Below are 13806 nucleotides of genomic sequence, written 5' to 3' on the forward strand. Positions count from 1 at the left end.
AAACCTTGCCAACCGACGTATGATCCGGAGATGGCCACCATGAACGTTTCGCTCCCCGACCCTCTCAAGGACTTCGTGGAAGAACAGGTCGTCGAGCGCGGCTTCGGCACGAGCAGCGAGTTCGTCCGCGATCTGATCCGCAGCGAGCAGGATCGCACCCGCCTTCGCGCCCTTCTCGAGGCCGGAATGGCCTCGGGGCCGGGTTCCGAGTTCGACGACGCCTACTTCGAACGCCTGCGTGCGCGCGTCCGCGCGAGCGCTTCCGCGTCGCAGTGAGTGCGCGCCGGGTCGTCACCACCCGTCAGGCCGACGACGACATCGAGGCGGCACTGGACGACCTCCTCCGCGAAGGGCGCCCCGACACGGTGCGGGCATTCGTCGACGAACTGCAGCTCATCCGCGATCTGCTCGCCGAGTTCCCCTCGATCGGCTCGTCTCGGTTCGCACTCGAGACGCACATCCCCGGTCTCCGAGATGTCGCCATGAAGCGATTCCCCTACGTCGTCTTCTACACCGACGACGAAGACGCCGTTCGCGTCCACCGCATGCTGCACAGCAGCCGCGACATCCCCTCGACGCTCACCGGTCGCTGAGAAGCGGGGCGCTGCGACGGAGTCAGCGACCCCGTTCCTTCCGGCTCCGTCGGGCAGTCCCGAGATCAATCGATCACGTGGGCGAGCTGCGCCCCCGCGGTACGCAGCCAGAAGACCGCATCCCGCATCGCGGACTCGCCCGACCCGGCGAGGTCGGTCAGCGAGACGGCGGCGGTGAACGACGAGGTATCGGCGTCGGGGGCGATGCGGCCGGCGACGAGCAGCGCGGGCACGTCGGACGCGCCCGCCGCGACGGATGCGACGTACGACGGCACCTTGCCACCGGCGGACTGACCGTCGAACGCACCCTCGCCAGTGACGACGCACGCCGAGCCGACCGCGGATGCCTCGGCCAACGCCCGCGGCAGACCCACCAGTTCACCCACCTCCCCCGAACCCGCCACGAGCCGCGCACCCCAGGCCGACAGGCCGAACCCGGTGCCGCCGGCGGCACCCGTCCCCGGGCTCGCCGGGTCGGCGGGCAGCAACGCCGCGAGACGCCCGAGCGCGGCATCCGCCCGCGCCACCCCGTGCGCGTCGAGCCCCTTCTGCGGGCCGAACACCGCCGCCGCGCCGCGCGGCCCGAGCAGCGGATTCGTCACGTCGCTCAACACGAGCACCCCGCCCGGCGGCCGCGGGCGCAGCCCGGAAAGGTCAGCCGAGACGACCTCGGCCACCCCGCGCGCACCGAGACCGATCGGCTCCCCCGAGGCACGGAAGAACCGCGCACCGAGCGCCGTGAGCATCCCGACGCCGCCGTCGGTCGAGGCGCTCGACCCGATCCCGAGCACGAGGCGCGAGACCCCTGCATCGAGGGCGGCGGCGATCGCCTGCCCGAACCCGAGCGTGTGCGCCTCCTCCCCGATGCGCCGCTCGGCGAGCAGTTCGATCCCGCTCGTCGACGCAAGCTCGACGACCCCCGTGCCGCCGGGGTGGGAGTCGGAGGCGGGCAACCGCAGCCATGCGGCATCCGTCGACGATCCGTCCGGCCCCGTGACCCGCACCGGCATGCGTTCCGCACCGTCTATCGCCGCAGCGAACGCGTCGACCGTGCCCTCTCCCCCGTCGGCCATCGGCCGCAGCACGGCGTGGTCATCGGTCCGCACCGACACCCAGCCCGCGGCGAGCGCCGCAGCCGCCTCGGCCGCCCCGATCGAGCCCTTGAAACTGTCGGGGGCGAAGACGACGGTGTGCACGGTCACGACACTAGCCCCGACCGCTCACTCGCGAGCCCTCGGGCCGCCCCCGCGCCATGGCCGCGTCATACGGGCGTGCCCACGGGCGCGAGGAACGGCGCGACGCTCGCCCCGAAGGTCTCGGCCGTGCGCCGCACGACGGCGGCGGGGTCGTCGGCCCAGATGTCGGCGTGGAAGATCTCGACCTCGATGTCGCGGTCGTACCCGGTCGCCATGACGGCCTCGGTGAGCGTGCACAGGTCGATGACCCCCTCGCCCGGATAGTGGCGGCTGAGCAGCACGTCGGCCGGCAGCGGGGTCTTCCAGTCGCACACCTGATAGGTCGAGATGCGCCCCTCGCGTCCGGCCCGCGCGATCTGGGCGAGCACGTCGGGGTCCCAGAAGATGTGGAACGTGTCGACCGCGGCGCCGACGACGTGCGGGGCGAAGTCGGCGGCGAGGTCGAGTGCCAGCCCGAGCGTCGACACCACGCAGCGGTCGGTCGCGTACATCGGATGCAGGGGCTCGATCGCGAGCGTGACCCCGGCGGCCTCGGCGTGCGGGGCGAGCTCGCCGAGCGCGTCGCGCACCCGCGAACGCGCGCCGGCGATGTCGCGCGACCCCTCCGGCAGTCCCCCGGCGACGAGCACGAGCACGGCGGTCGAGCCCTCCGCGCCGGCGGCGGCGAGGGCGGCGGTCTCGTCGATGGCCCTCCGGTTGTCGTCGATCGATGCGCGCCGCTCCGCGCCCTCCGGCACGGTGAAGAACCCGCCGCGGCAATGGGTCGTGAAGCGCAGGCCCGAATCGGCGAGCATCGCGGTGGCGGTTTCGAGACCGACCGCGTTCACGGGTTCGCGCCAGAGGCCGATGGCCTCGATGCCCGCCGCGCGGGTCACGTCGAGCGCGGTGCGCAGGTCGGCGTGCTTGATGGTCGCCTGGTTGATCGACAGGCGGGGGTGCGGGGCGGTCATGCGTCGACTCCGTTCAGGCGCAGCATCGCGTGCCAGCGTTCGGCCGCGAGCTCGGGCTTTTCGAGGGCCCGCGCGTCGTTCGCCAGCTCGACGATGCGCGACAGGTGCGGCAGGCTGCGCGCCGAGTGCAGACCGCCCACCATCTGGAAGGCGGGTTGATGGCCGTTGAGCCACGACACGAACGCCACGCCGGTCTTGTAGTAGAACGTGGGGGCGGCGAATATCTGGCGGCTCAGCTCCTCGGTCGGTCCGAGGATCGCGAGGTAGCGGTCGGGGTCGCCGTCGTCGAGCGCCTGGATGGCGGCGGATGCCGAGGTGGTGAGCGCCGCGAACGCCCCGAGCAGCGCATCCGAGTGCCGCCGCGGCGATGCCGCCTCGCTCACCGGTTGCGTCGCCTCGGGCACGTCCGCCCCGCCGATCAGGCCGACGTAGTTGAAGTCGTCGCCGGTGAACATGCGCACCCCGTCGGGCAGGCGGTCGCGGACGGCGACCTCGGATGCCGCGTCGAGCAGGCTCATCTTCACGCCCGACACCTTGTCGGGGTTCTCGGCGATGATCTCGATCAGCACATCGGCGGCGGAGCGCCAGTCCGACGAACCGAAATACCCCTCGAGCACCGGGTCGAAGGCGGTGCCGAGCCAGTGCAGCACCACGGGGGTCGTCGCCGACGACAGCACCTCGCGGTACACGCGCCGGTAGTCGTCGGCCGATCCGGCCGCACGCGCGAGGTGACGCGAGGCCATCAGCACCGGCCCCGCGCCCTGCTCCTCGGTGAAGTGCAGCTGCGTCCTGTAGGCGTCGATAACGGCTTCCACCGAGATGACCTCGTCGTCGACGTGGTCGGTGTTCACCCCCACGACGAGCGCACCGCCCTCCTCGCGCGCCACCTCTGCCGATCGCGAGATCAGCTCGCGGGTGGCCGCGGCGTCCAGCCCCATGTTGCGCTGGGCCGTGTCCATGGCGTCGGCGACGCCGAGACCCCACGTGTACGCGTGCCGGCGGAACGCGAGCGTCGCATCCCAGTCGACGTCGGCCGGCCGCCCCGGGGTGTTGTCGCCCGCGGTGCGGGGCACGACGTGGGCGGCGGCGTAGGCCACCCGGCTCCGCAACGGGCCCGAGGGCGGGGCGTGGCCGGGGGTGTCGGCGAGGTCGACGGTCGACGTCGCGCCATCGGCGGAGAGGAGGGTCAGCGTGCTCATGCGGTCACTCCGCGGCGAGGGGGCTGAGCACGATCTTGCGTCCTTCGCGCCACGACTCGAGGCCCGCTTCGGCGAGCTGCACGCCCCGCGCGCCCGCCATCAGGTCGAACTCGTAGTCGGTGCCGAGCACGTACGACTCGAGGAACTCCTCCCACTGCTGCCGGAACCCGTTCTGGAACACCTCGTTCGTGGGCACGCCGGCCCAGTCGGCCGCGTAGTCGTGGTCGTCGGCGAGGTCAGGATTCCACACCGGCTTCGGCGTGGCGTTGCGGTGCTGGATCTTCGCGCCGAACAGTCCGACCACCGCCGACCCGAGGGTGCCGTCGACGTGGAACTCGACCAGCTCGTCGCGGTGCACGCGCACCGCCCACGACGAGTTGATCTGCGCGATCGCCCCGCCCTCCAGTTCGAAGATGCCGTACGCGGCGTCTTCAGCGGTCGCGGTGTACCGCTCGCCGTTCTCGTCCCAGCGGTCGGGGATGTGCACGGCGGCCTGCGTGTAGACGCTCTCGACGCGGCCGAAGAGGTTCTCGAGCACGTAGTTCCAGTGCGGGAACATGTCGACGATGATGCCGCCGCCGTCCTCGGCGCGGTAGTTCCAGCTCGGGCGCTGCGCGGGCTGCCAGTCGCCCTCGAACACCCAGTACCCGAACTCGCCCCGCACCGACAGGATGCGCCCGAAGAAGCCCGAGTCGATGAGCCGCTTGAGCTTCTGCAGACCCGGCAAGTAAAGCTTGTCGTGCACGACGCCGGTCTTGACCCCGGCCTCGCGGGCGAGGTTCGCGAGCTCGACGGACTCCGCGAGCGATTCGGCGGTGGGCTTCTCGGTGTAGATCGTCTTGCCCGCGGCGATCGCCTTGCGCAGCGCCGACGCGCGGGCCTTGGTCACCAGGAAGTCGGCGTAGATCTCCCAGCGCGGGTCGGCGAGCGCGGCGTCGAGGTCGGTCGTCCAGTCCTCGATGCCGTGGCGGTCGGCCAGCTCGGCGAGCTTGGTCTCGTTACGCCCCACGAGCAGGGGACGAACGGTGACCTTCGTGCCGTCGCTCAATTCGATGCCGCCCTCGTCGCGGATCGCGAGGATCGAGCGCACGAGGTGCTGCCGGTAGCCCATGCGCCCGGAGACGCCGTTCATGATGATGCCGATCTCGCGGGTCGCGCGAGCCGGGGTCTCGGTCGTCGAGGCGGTGGTGGTCAGGGACATCTTCGTTCCGTTCTTCGTCGTGTGAGCATTCTTCGCAACGGCATCCCCGCGGGATGCCGTGAGGGGGCGCCGACGGGGCGCCGGGGTCAGGTCAGGCGCCCGCGCCGGCGGCGGCCGGCTTGCCTCCGAGATACAGGGCGGCGAGCGTCGGGTCGGCGAGGAGTTCGGATGCCGGGCCCGAGATGTGCACGCGGCCGAGGTCGAGCACGCAGCCGATGTCGGCGGTCTCGAGGGCGCGTCGGGCGTTCTGCTCGACGAGCAGCACCGCCGTCCCGGCATCCCGCATGCGCACGACCTGCTCGAAGACCTTCTCGGTCGTCTTCGGGTCGAGTCCCATCGACGGCTCGTCGAGCAGCACGACCTTCGGGCTCACCATGAGCGACCGCGCGAACTCGACCTGCTTCTGCTGTCCGCCCGAGAGGAGCCCGGCGAGCTGCTTCCACCGCTCTCCCACGATGGGGAACAGGTTCTGCACGAACTCGATCCGCTCCTGCACGACCTTCTGGTCCTTGATGGTGAAGGCGCCGAGCATCACGTTCTCGCCCACCGTCATCTCGCGGAACACGCTGTGCCCCTGCACGACATGCGAGAGGCCGTTGTGCAGCATCTTCTGCGGGCCGTCGCCGGCGACGCCCTTGCCGTCGATGCGGATGCTCCCCGACCGGGGCTTCAGCATGCCGCTGGCGACCTTGAGCACGGTCGACTTGCCGGCGCCGTTCGGACCGACGAGGCACACCACCGACGACGGCGGCACATGCACGGTGAGCCCGCGCAGCACGAGCGCGGCCCGGCCGTAGCCGGCTTTGATGTCGTCGAGCTCGAGCAGGTTCTTCGCTTCAGACTCCAAGGTAGGCCTCCAGGACTCGCGGGTCTTGCTGGATGATCTCGGGGGTGCCCTCGGCGATCGGACGCCCCCGGTCGAACACGATGACGTGGTCGCACAGGCTCATGACCATCTCCATGTTGTGCTCGACGATGATGAAGGTCTTCCCCTCGTCGTTCAGCTCGCGCACCAGCGTCGAGATGCGGCCGATGAGGGCCGGGTTCACCCCGCCCGCCGGCTCGTCGAGCATGATCGTGTCGGGTTCGCCCATGAGCACGCCGGCCAGTTCGAGCAGCTTCTGCTGCCCGTAGCTGAGGTTGCGCGCCTCGGCGTGCTCGAGGTGGTCGATGCCGACGCGGCGCAGCCAGCTGCGGGCCCGTTCGAGTTCGTCGGGGTCGTGTGCCGAGCGCAGCTGCTGGCGGATGCTGGTGCTGCGCACCGCGACGAGCATGTTCTCCATCACGGTCATGCGCGGGAAGACCCGGCACAGCTGGAAGCTGCGGCCGATGCCCGTGCGGGCGATGCGGTCGGGCGACTTGCGGGTGATCGCCTGCCCCCGGTACCGCACCTCCCCCGAGTCCGGCTTGATCATGCCGGTCACGCAGTTGAAGAAGGTGGTCTTGCCCGAGCCGTTCGGTCCGATCAGCCCGTTGACCTTGCCGTCGAGGAACGTCACCGATGCGGCATCCACCGCGGTGACGCCACCGAAGGCCTTGGTCATCTCGATCGTGCGGAGGCCGTCGGTCGACGTCGCCGCCTGCAGGGTGGGAGCGTTCACGACGCACCGTCCTCTCTCGAAGCGCCCGATCGGGACGCGGATGCGGATGCCGGTTCGGGGGCGGGTGCCGCGGCGTCCGCCGATCGCTCCGCCGCCGCCGCGCGGGCGGTGTTCTGCTCGAGCAGCTCCTCGGCGGTGACCTCGCGGATGGAGGCCTGGTCGGACTTTCGGTGGAAGAGGTTCTTCACCGCGGGGATGACGCCGTCGGGCATGAACAGCACGACGATGCCGAGCAGGATGCCGGTGGCGATGAGATGGAACTGCGTGTCGCCGAACTCGAGCTTGAAGTACTCCAGCGCCACGCCGACCACCACGGCGCCGAGCAGCGGGCCGAAGAGGTTGCGCACCCCGCCGAGCAGCGCCATGAGCACCATGTACGAGCCGATGAGGATCGAGAACTGGAAGATCGGGTCGAGGTCGCCGAACCACAGCGCGTAGAGCCCGCCGCCGAGCGACACGAACAGCGCCGACAGCACGTAGGCGATGAGCTTGTAGCGGGTGGTGGGGACGCCGAGCGCCTGCGCCTTGTCCTCGTCCTCACGGATCGACTTGAGCGCCGTGCCGAACTTGGACCGGTCGATGATCCACCACGCCACGAGGGCGACGGCGAGCAGACCGGCGAACAGGAAGAAGAACACGCGGTGGTGCTCGGGGCGCAGCATGTCGGGGAACGGGCGGGGCACGTTGAGCCCCTCCGAGCCGCCCGTGACATCGCGCCAGCTCTGGAACACCAACAGCATGATCAGCACGAAGGCGATCGACACGATCACGAACGACGCCCCGCGCACCCGGAGGGCGGCGATGCCGATCGGGATCGCGATGACCGCGACGAGCAGCGACGCGACGACCCAGGCGAGGAAGCCGGGCAGGGCGAGGTACTTGATGAGCAGGCCCGTGCCGTAGGCGCCGAGCCCGAAGTACGCGGCGTGACCGAGCGAGATGTACCCGGTGAACCCGCCCATGAAGTTCCACCCCGTCGACAGCACGGCGTAGTTGAGGATGACGACGCCCGCCGACAGGATGTACGGGTTCGGGGCGATCGCGGGGAACGACAGGATGAGCGCCGCGCCGACGACGATGAGCACGAGGCTCACCCACTTCGCGGATGCTCTCCGCCGCGGGGCGGGAGGAGCGATGACGACCGTCTCGGTGGCGATCGGCTCTCTGCTAGAAACGCTGGGCAAGACGACCTCCGAAGAAACCTTGCGGACGGAACATGAGGGTGGCGAACAGGGCGACGTAGAACACGGTCTGCGCCCAGGTCGGCCCGAGCGGCAGCTGCAGCAGGCTCTGCGCGATGCCGAGCAGCAGGGCCGCGATGGCCGCGCCGGGGATGCTGCCCAGACCGCCGACGACGATGATCGCCATGAGCGGGCCGATCCAGTGCCAGTGCAGCGACGGGTAGATCGTCGCGTCGAGCGAGAGGGCCGTGCCGCCGATCGCGGCGGTCGCGAGCCCGAGGCCGAAGCCGTACCCGGCCACGCGGTCGGTGTTGATGCCGACCAGCCGGGCGGCCTCCGGATGCTGGATCGTGGCGCGCAGCGCCCGTCCGAACCGGGTGTACTTCAGCAGCACGAACAGCAGGGCCAGCGAGACGCCCGCGAGGCCGAAGGCGATCAGCTTCACCAGCGGCACCTGCGCCCCGAAGAAGCTGAAGCTCTCACTCGCGTACGGCAGCGGGATGCGCCGCTGCGTGCCGCTGAAGACGAAGCCCAGCGCCCCCTCGATGATGAGGGCCACTGCGAAGGTGAGCAGCACCGACATCATCGTGAGCGTCAGGGGCTTGAGGCGCGAGACGAGCAGTCGCTGCATCACGACGCCGGTGACGAAGAACAGCGGCACGGTGACGACGAGCGAGAGCAGCGGGTCGAGCCCGGTCTCCTTGTTGAACCACCACGCGAGGTAGGCGGCGAGGATGAGGAACGCGGAGTGCGCGATCATCACCACCCGCATGATCCCGAAGTACAGGGTGAGCCCGGCGGCCAGGAGGGCGTAGAGCCCTCCCAGCAGCACACCGAGGACGAGGCTTTGCAGCAGCAGTGAACCACTCACGCGCGGATCACCAGGCCGGCTTCGGGTAGAGGAAGTCGGTCTCCTTGACGTCCTCGGGGAGGACGATCTGGATCTGCCCGTTCACCCACTGCTGGATGAGGTGCGCACCGGTCGGCTTGCCCTTGTCGTCCCAGCTGAGCGGACCCACGACCGTGTCGACGGTGTTCTCGCGCAGCCAGTCGATGAGCTGCTGCTGGCACTCGCCCTGCTCGGCGCATCCGACCGCCTCGACGGCCGCGGCGACGACCTGGCCGGTCGTGTAGGCGTTGGCCTCGTCCTCGGCGGGCGGGTTGCCGTGCATCTCGGTGTACTTCTCGACGAACTCGACGTTGCTCTCGAACGTCGACATCGGCGAGTACCCCGTCGGGGCGAGGATGCCCTCGGTGGAGCCGCCGATCGCCGAGGCGAACTCGGGGTTGGTCGGGGCGGTCGAGAAGGCGGCGAGCTCGGGCTGGTAGTCGAGCTGCTGCAGGGCGATGATCAGGTTCACCGCGTCCTGGTACTGCGTGCCGCCGATCACGATGTCGGCGTCGGCCTGCGCGATCTTCGCGGCGATGGTCGAGAAGTCGGTGGTGTTGGGCGGGTAGACCTCGTCGACGAGGATCTCGACGCCGGCCTCCTCCAGCTTGTCCCGCAGGCCGTAGGCGGTGCCCTGCGCGAACGGGTCGTCCATCGCGGCCACGGCGGCCGTCTCGGGACGCTGGTCGTCTGGCAGCGCGAGCAGGTACTCGGCGAGGTTGTTGTAGTGGTCGTTCGCGATCGCGGGTGCGGCGTAGAAGAGGTTGTCGAAGCCCTGCTCGAAGACCTCGGCCGCGGCCCCCGCCGGCTCGACGAAGAGCATGCCGTACTCCTGGGCGACGCGGGCCGACGGCACGACGAGGCGGGTGGAGAACGGACCGAAGACGAGATCGACCCCGTCCTGCGCGATGAGCGACTCGTAGTCGGAGACCACGCGGTCGGCGTTGGACTGGTCGTCGAGAATCTTCAGTTCGACCGGGCGGCCGAGCAGACCGCCGTTCTCGTTGACGATGTCGCGCCAGGCCTCGTAGCCGCGCTCGACGCCCTTGCCCGGCTCCGAGAAGTCGCCGGTGAGCGGCAGCGAGATGCCGATGACGATGGGGTCGTCCGATCCACCCCCTTCCCCGGAGTCTCCGCCGCCGGAGCAGGCGGAGACCGTGAGAGCGGCGATGCCGAGCGATGCGATCGCTGCGGCCGTCCGTCGACGGTGTCGGGGTGCAGTCATTGCGGGTCTCCTACGTCATCGTAGCGAAAGCGCTTTCGTAAGCGCTTCCGCCACTATAGTAGGAGGTCAGAACGAGAGCAACCCACAGCGCGATCAGCGTCGATTTTGCTCATAGGGGAGGTTTTCGTGAAGCGTACAGGCACGCCACGACTCATCGACGTGGCCGAAGCCGCGGGCGTCTCATTGGCGAGCGCGTCGCGCGCGATGTCGGGCGGCTCGGGCATCTCCCCCGAGGTCGCGGCGCACGTGCGGCAGGTCGCGCAGAAGCTCGGTTACGAGCCCAACCTGCACGCCCGCGGTCTCGCCGGAGGGCTCGTCCCCACCATCGGCCTGCTCGTGCACGAGATCGGAGACCCCTACTTCTCCGAGATCGCCAGCGGAGTGATCCGCAGCGCCACCGCCGAGAACCGCTCGGTGCAGATCGCGCAGGCCGACCGCACGCCCGAGAGCGAGCTCGCGCAGGTGCAGGCGCTGCTGCGCCAACGCGTCGGCTCGATCATCATCGCCGGGTCGGGCTACAGCGATCCGCACCACGAGGAGCGCATGACGCAGGCGCTCGCCGACTTCACGCTCGCCGGCGGTCGCGCCGCGGTGATCGGGCGCCACCACCTGCCGATCGACGCCGTGCTGCCGGACAACCGCCGTGCCGGAGCATCCGTCGGCCGCCACCTCGCCGACCTCGGCCACCGCCGCATCGGCGTGGTCGCCGGGCCGCTCGAACTCAACACCGTCTCCGACCGCATCGCCGGGCTGCGCGAGGCCACCGAGTCCGACGGCATCGAACTCGTCGTCGTGTCGAAGGCGTTCACCCGCGAAGGGGGCATCGCCGGGGTGCGCGAACTGCTCGACCGCGAGGTGACCGCGATCGTGGGCCTCAACGACGCCATGGCCATCGGCATCCTCAGCGAGCTGCGCCAGCACGGCATCCGCGTGCCCGACGACATGTCGGTCGTGGGCTTCGACGACATCGCCGTCGCCGCTGACGTCGCCCCCGCCCTCACGACCGCCCGCATCCCCATGTTCGAGATGGGGCAGCACGCCGTCTCGCTGATCCTGCGCCCCGCGAGCGACGAGCCCCGTACCATCACGACCGCCCACGAGCTGATCGTGCGCGGCTCCACCGCCCGCCCCCGCTGACATCCCCGGCCGCACGGGCCGAGCGGGCATGCGAGAGGGGCGGATGCCCGGCATCCGCCCCTCTCGACGCGATCAGTTCTTGAACGCGTCCTTCACGTTCTCGCCGGCCTTCTTCACGTCGGACGTGGCCTGGTCGGCCTTGCCCTCGGCCTCGAGGCGCTCATTGCCGGTCACCTTGCCGACGGCCTCCTTCGCCTTGCCGGCGATGTCCTCGGCAGCGTTCTTGATCTTGTCATCGAGTCCCATGAGGGCTCTCCTTTCGTGAGGGGTGCAACGACGGAAGGGCTTCCGTCGTCCCTTCGCCGGACGGCGAGGAGTTCGAAGCGCGGCTCGGGCGCCGGGGCGCCGTCATGAGAGCCGCCGGGTGTCGCGGGCCAGCCGTGCGCGCAGCCCCGAGTGCACCGAGACGTAGGCGGCGGTGTCGCGACCGGTCAGGGTCGCCAGGTTCGCGAGCAGCATGTCGACGTGATCGACCAGCGCGCGGGGATCGGTGTTCTGCCGCGGGGTGACCGACACGTGCAGCACCGGCTGCTTCTTGACGTCGTCGGCGGTCACATGGGTCGAGAGCACCTCATCGCGCCCGGCGAGCGAGTTCTTGATGGCATCCGACACGAACGCCTCGTCGACGGTGATGCGACCGATCTCGTTCTGCGCCCCCGACGAGCGGAACACGGTCTTCGACCGGCGGCCGATCACACTCGTCAGGGCCAGCACCAGCAGCACGATCACGATGACGATCGCGGCAACGGCGACGAGCCCCACACCCGTCACCGTGCCGCCGGCGATGGCGGTGGCCGCGTTGGCCTGGTCCAGCCATGACCGGGCACCCGTGCTGGCGGACTCCCAGATGTCCGCCGCGGGGCGCCAGCTCATGATCGCGATCCCCGCGGCTCCCATGCCGAGCAGGATCAGCCCGATCACGAGCAGCAGAGCGCGGTTCAGCGCGCGATTCGTACGGTTCACAGGTCGGCCTCCTCCGGAGCAGGGCGTTCGATCCGCACCCGGGTGCGGGTGGCGCCGATCAGGCGATAGCGGTCGATGGCGGCATCCGTCAGTCGGCGCACATCCGCCTCGTCGAGCGGGATGCCCGCGCCGGGGCGCACCGTCACATCGACGCTGCGGTGGCCGACGCCGACCACCACACGGTCGCGGGCGATTCCGGTCTCGTCGGACACGTGCTGCGCGAGGGCGCTGGCGATCACGCCGTTGTCGACGACGACCGCACGGTCGCCCGCGTCGAGCACGCGCTTCGAGAGCCGGCCGGGGGTGATCGCCAGCCAGACGAAGATCACGCCGAGCACGGCGAGCACCGCGCTGCCGGCGACGATCAGCCCGACGGGCTGCGTCGGCAGCCCGACCAGCCAGCCCGCGACGGCCGAGGGCGCGAAGAGCAGTGCGGGCTGCGCGGCCAGGCTCAGCACGAGCTCGATGCCGACGAAGACGAGAGCCGCGATCACCAGGATGACGGCGACGAACATCGCCGTGGTCCGCGGCGAATGGGTCTCGCGCCGCACGACGCGGCGGAGGGCGGGACTGCTCATCGGACTCTTCTCCTTTCGGGGACGCGGGCGCCGGTGACGACGAGGTCGATGCGGACGACGTCCCGGCCGAACAGCCGTGCGAGGTCCTCGCGCAGCCGGTCCTGCAGGCGGCGGCCCTGCTCGATCACGGGCAGGGCGGCGGCGATCGCCGCGGTGTCGTCGAGAGCGGGAACAGGAAGGGGGGCGGAGACGCGGACGGCGATTCCGCCGACACGCTCCGCGACGTCGACCTTCACGTCGCCGCGCGGAACACCGATCAGGGTCGCTGACGCCTGCTCGGTGACCGTGCGGTAGACGCGTTCACGAACGTCGGTGCGGCCACGGACGGGCTCCGCCCCGGTGGCGCCCCGCACGGGGACGCCACCGCTGGCGAGGTTCTGGTCGACGGCGGTCATCAGGAGGTGCGCCGCCCGCTGACGACGTCGGCGAGGCCGCGGACGTCGAGCTTGCCGGACAGGATCCGGCCGATCAGCGCCCCGATGCCGGCGAACAGGGCCGCGAGGAGGAATCCCCAGAACCCGAACATCAGCGCCGCGAGGGCGAGAAGGGCGCCGACGACGGCGCCGGTGGCGGTGGCACTCATGCGACTCGCGACTCCTCGTTGTCGTCGTTGTCGTCGCCGGGCACGTGCACGTCGTTGACCTCGACGTTGACCTCGACGACCTCGAGGCCGACCAGGCGGCTGATCGCGCCGGCCACGGCCGCGCGCACGTTGCTCGCCACGTCCTGGATGGGGGCGGGGTACTCGACGACGATCGTGATGTCGGCCGCGGCCTGGGTCTCGCCGACCTCGACCTTGACGCCCTGCGCGAGGTCGGTGGCGTTGATGACGTCGCGGATCGCACCGAAGGCGCGCGCTCCGCCGCCGCCGAGCGCGTACACACCGGCAACCTCACGGGCCGCGATGCCGGCGACCTTGGCGACGACGCCGTCGGCGATCGTGGTCTTGCCCGCGGCGTCGGCGTCGGCCGGAACACGTGCGGTCGACACCGAGGGGGAGCGGTCGACGCGCGACGCCGGGGTGCCGGGGGTGGGCACGACGGCGGGGGTCTTCTCGTCGACGACGGTCTTCTGGTCCTGTGCAGCCATGATG

18 protein-coding genes are annotated in these 13806 nt (G+C 70.5%); 3 read left to right on the top strand and 15 right to left on the bottom strand.

The annotated features are described in order from the left end of the window. Positions 1-30: 30 nt before the first annotated feature. Positions 31-276 (top strand): type II toxin-antitoxin system ParD family antitoxin, encoded by a 246-nt coding sequence (locus RWS82_RS10230; RefSeq protein WP_314649690.1) that lies wholly within the window; start codon positions 31-33, stop codon positions 274-276. Further along, positions 273-593: a type II toxin-antitoxin system RelE/ParE family toxin gene (locus tag RWS82_RS10235; RefSeq protein WP_314649692.1), complete on the top strand. Its 321-nt coding sequence runs from the start codon at positions 273-275 to the stop codon at positions 591-593. Before RWS82_RS10230 ends, RWS82_RS10235 begins: the two co-directional genes overlap by 4 nt. Before the next feature lie 65 nt (positions 594-658). Here the strand turns inward: RWS82_RS10235 and RWS82_RS10240 are convergent, their stop codons facing one another. The 9 genes from RWS82_RS10240 to RWS82_RS10280 all read right to left on the bottom strand — a co-directional run bounded on the left by RWS82_RS10240 (position 659) and on the right by RWS82_RS10280 (position 10035). Continuing rightward, the gene (locus RWS82_RS10240) at positions 659-1789 is read right to left on the bottom strand and encodes a glycerate kinase (RefSeq protein ID WP_314650632.1); all 1131 of its coding nucleotides are present in this window, start codon (positions 1787-1789) and stop codon (positions 659-661) included. Between the two features lie 65 nt (positions 1790-1854). Beyond that, a complete protein-coding gene (locus RWS82_RS10245) occupies positions 1855-2739 on the bottom strand; it encodes a sugar phosphate isomerase/epimerase family protein (RefSeq protein WP_314649695.1) in 885 nt (294 codons plus the stop codon). Beyond that, a complete protein-coding gene (locus tag RWS82_RS10250; protein ID WP_314649700.1) occupies positions 2736-3938 on the bottom strand; it encodes a dihydrodipicolinate synthase family protein in 1203 nt (400 codons plus the stop codon). Before RWS82_RS10250 ends, RWS82_RS10245 begins: the two co-directional genes overlap by 4 nt. Before the next feature lie 4 nt (positions 3939-3942). Continuing rightward, positions 3943-5139: a Gfo/Idh/MocA family oxidoreductase gene (locus RWS82_RS10255; protein WP_314649702.1), complete on the bottom strand. Its 1197-nt coding sequence runs from the start codon at positions 5137-5139 to the stop codon at positions 3943-3945. Positions 5140-5230: 91 nt separating this feature from the next. Beyond that, positions 5231-5986 (bottom strand): ABC transporter ATP-binding protein, encoded by a 756-nt coding sequence (locus RWS82_RS10260; RefSeq protein WP_314649705.1) that lies wholly within the window; start codon positions 5984-5986, stop codon positions 5231-5233. After that, a complete protein-coding gene (locus tag RWS82_RS10265) occupies positions 5976-6740 on the bottom strand; it encodes an ABC transporter ATP-binding protein (RefSeq protein WP_314649707.1) in 765 nt (254 codons plus the stop codon). The genes RWS82_RS10260 and RWS82_RS10265 overlap by 11 nt, the downstream gene beginning before the upstream one ends. Continuing rightward, positions 6737-7924 carry a branched-chain amino acid ABC transporter permease gene (locus RWS82_RS10270; protein WP_314649709.1) on the bottom strand — a complete coding sequence of 396 codons (1188 nt, stop codon included), beginning with the start codon at positions 7922-7924 and terminating at the stop codon, positions 6737-6739. Before RWS82_RS10270 ends, RWS82_RS10265 begins: the two co-directional genes overlap by 4 nt. After that, positions 7908-8792: a branched-chain amino acid ABC transporter permease gene (locus RWS82_RS10275; RefSeq protein ID WP_314649711.1), complete on the bottom strand. Its 885-nt coding sequence runs from the start codon at positions 8790-8792 to the stop codon at positions 7908-7910. The genes RWS82_RS10270 and RWS82_RS10275 overlap by 17 nt, the downstream gene beginning before the upstream one ends. 7 nt (positions 8793-8799) lie before the next feature. Beyond that, positions 8800-10035 (bottom strand): amino acid ABC transporter substrate-binding protein, encoded by a 1236-nt coding sequence (locus RWS82_RS10280; protein WP_314649714.1) that lies wholly within the window; start codon positions 10033-10035, stop codon positions 8800-8802. Between the two features lie 126 nt (positions 10036-10161). On the opposite strand from RWS82_RS10280, the gene RWS82_RS10285 reads away from it, so the two are divergent. Beyond that, the gene (locus RWS82_RS10285; protein WP_314649717.1) at positions 10162-11172 is read left to right on the top strand and encodes a LacI family DNA-binding transcriptional regulator; all 1011 of its coding nucleotides are present in this window, start codon (positions 10162-10164) and stop codon (positions 11170-11172) included. A 72-nt stretch (positions 11173-11244) separates the two neighbouring features. Here RWS82_RS10285 and RWS82_RS10290 read toward each other — a convergent pair whose 3' ends face one another. The 6 genes from RWS82_RS10290 to RWS82_RS10315 all read right to left on the bottom strand — a co-directional run bounded on the left by RWS82_RS10290 (position 11245) and on the right by RWS82_RS10315 (position 13802). Then, positions 11245-11418 (bottom strand): CsbD family protein, encoded by a 174-nt coding sequence (locus RWS82_RS10290; protein WP_314649720.1) that lies wholly within the window; start codon positions 11416-11418, stop codon positions 11245-11247. Positions 11419-11520: 102 nt separating this feature from the next. Further along, positions 11521-12135, bottom strand: a complete 615-nt coding sequence (locus RWS82_RS10295) for a hypothetical protein (protein ID WP_314649723.1) — start codon at positions 12133-12135, stop codon at positions 11521-11523. Continuing rightward, positions 12132-12713 (bottom strand): DNA/RNA endonuclease G, encoded by a 582-nt coding sequence (locus RWS82_RS10300; RefSeq protein WP_314649724.1) that lies wholly within the window; start codon positions 12711-12713, stop codon positions 12132-12134. The genes RWS82_RS10295 and RWS82_RS10300 overlap by 4 nt, the downstream gene beginning before the upstream one ends. Next, a complete protein-coding gene (locus RWS82_RS10305) occupies positions 12710-13108 on the bottom strand; it encodes a hypothetical protein (RefSeq protein ID WP_314649727.1) in 399 nt (132 codons plus the stop codon). The genes RWS82_RS10300 and RWS82_RS10305 overlap by 4 nt, the downstream gene beginning before the upstream one ends. Then, positions 13108-13296, bottom strand: a complete 189-nt coding sequence (locus RWS82_RS10310) for a DUF2273 domain-containing protein (RefSeq protein WP_314649730.1) — start codon at positions 13294-13296, stop codon at positions 13108-13110. Before RWS82_RS10310 ends, RWS82_RS10305 begins: the two co-directional genes overlap by 1 nt. Further along, the gene (locus RWS82_RS10315; RefSeq protein ID WP_314649733.1) at positions 13293-13802 is read right to left on the bottom strand and encodes an Asp23/Gls24 family envelope stress response protein; all 510 of its coding nucleotides are present in this window, start codon (positions 13800-13802) and stop codon (positions 13293-13295) included. The genes RWS82_RS10310 and RWS82_RS10315 overlap by 4 nt, the downstream gene beginning before the upstream one ends. Between the last annotated feature and the right edge of the window lie 4 nt (positions 13803-13806).

Origin of the sequence: uncultured Microbacterium sp. (assembly GCF_963528945.1) — a bacterium.
Classification (GTDB): Bacteria; Actinomycetota; Actinomycetes; order Actinomycetales; family Microbacteriaceae; genus Microbacterium.

Coding starts and splice junctions, on each gene's coding strand:
- RWS82_RS10310 (WP_314649730.1), bottom strand. CDS start 13,296: ATGAGTGCCACCGCCACCGGCGCCGTCGTCGGCGCCCTTCTCGCCCTC.
- RWS82_RS10280 (WP_314649714.1), bottom strand. CDS start 10,035: ATGACTGCACCCCGACACCGTCGACGGACGGCCGCAGCGATCGCATCG.
- RWS82_RS10290 (WP_314649720.1), bottom strand. CDS start 11,418: ATGGGACTCGATGACAAGATCAAGAACGCTGCCGAGGACATCGCCGGC.
- RWS82_RS10245 (WP_314649695.1), bottom strand. CDS start 2,739: ATGACCGCCCCGCACCCCCGCCTGTCGATCAACCAGGCGACCATCAAG.
- RWS82_RS10255 (WP_314649702.1), bottom strand. CDS start 5,139: ATGTCCCTGACCACCACCGCCTCGACGACCGAGACCCCGGCTCGCGCG.
- RWS82_RS10250 (WP_314649700.1), bottom strand. CDS start 3,938: ATGAGCACGCTGACCCTCCTCTCCGCCGATGGCGCGACGTCGACCGTC.
- RWS82_RS10300 (WP_314649724.1), bottom strand. CDS start 12,713: ATGAGCAGTCCCGCCCTCCGCCGCGTCGTGCGGCGCGAGACCCATTCG.
- RWS82_RS10230 (WP_314649690.1), top strand. CDS start 31: ATGGCCACCATGAACGTTTCGCTCCCCGACCCTCTCAAGGACTTCGTG.
- RWS82_RS10305 (WP_314649727.1), bottom strand. CDS start 13,108: ATGACCGCCGTCGACCAGAACCTCGCCAGCGGTGGCGTCCCCGTGCGG.
- RWS82_RS10315 (WP_314649733.1), bottom strand. CDS start 13,802: ATGGCTGCACAGGACCAGAAGACCGTCGTCGACGAGAAGACCCCCGCC.